Origin of the sequence: Curtobacterium sp. B8, assembly GCF_000333315.1 — a bacterium.
GTDB lineage: Bacteria > Actinomycetota > Actinomycetes > Actinomycetales > Microbacteriaceae > Curtobacterium > Curtobacterium luteum.
This window is the reverse complement of the sequence record NZ_BACW01000250.1, coordinates 1-935: the sequence shown is the minus strand read 5'-3', so window position 1 is coordinate 935 and position 935 is coordinate 1. Positions and strand designations below refer to the sequence as shown.

Sequence of the window (935 nt, the reverse complement as noted above, 5' to 3'; positions counted from 1 at the left end):
CGTCGAGGTGCTCAGCGCGCACGACGTGATCATGCACTTCCCGCTCAGTCCTTTCGACAAGACGCTCAACATGTCGCCGTTGTTCCACCGCGGCGGTCTGTACTCCGGCGGCCCGAACCCGGTCTTCTACGTCGGCGCCGAACTCACCACCCTCCGCCACTTCGACGCCGACCGGGTCCTCGACCTGGTGGAGTCGGAGCAGCTGACGTTCCTCATCGGCGCTCCCCCGAACCTCGTCGCGCTCGCGAACGCGCAGGAGGCGAGGCCCCGCGACCTCTCGAGCCTGCACGGCATCGTGACGATGGGCGCACCGCTCGACCGGGCCGCCGCCCTGCGCTACCAGGAGCTCCTGTCGCCGCGGATCTTCAACGGCTACGGCACGACGGAGACGTTCTGGAACACGTTCCTCCGACCGGAGGACTTCCCCGACGGTGCCGGCTCGACCGGGCGCGCCAGCACGGACGACGACGTCGCCGTCGTGCGCGTCCACGAGGACCGTTTGGCGGCCCCGACCGACACCGTCGCCAAGGACGGCGTCGAGATCGGCGAGTTCGCCGTCCGCACCGTGAAGTCGGGCTACTCGTACCGGAACCCCGGTCTCGAGGCGGAGAAGTTCGCGAACGGCTGGTTCTACCCGGGCGACCTCGCCACGTGGGACGAGCACGAGCGCGTGACGATCGTCGGTCGCAAGGACGACATGATCATCTCCGGCGGCGAGAACGTGCACCCCGTCCAGGTCGAGGCCGCGCTGCAGGAGCACCCCGGCGTGGCGGACGCGATCGTCGTCGGGATCCCCGACGAGCAGTGGGGCGAGGTCGTCACCGCGTACGTCGTGCGCGCACCGGGCAGGCTGCCCGAGGACGACACCGAGGCAGCGGCCGTCCTCGAGGTGTGGACGGCCTCCCACCCGGGCCTCGCCCGGTACAAGCGGCCGC

At 70.4% G+C, this 935-nt stretch carries 1 protein-coding gene; it reads left to right on the top strand.

Translation table 11 applies throughout. The features are described 5' to 3' along the window. Positions 1-31 precede the first annotated feature (31 nt). A partial coding sequence (locus I59_RS06170) for a class I adenylate-forming enzyme family protein (RefSeq protein ID WP_261976531.1) occupies positions 32-935 on the top strand: 904 nt, incomplete at its 3' end.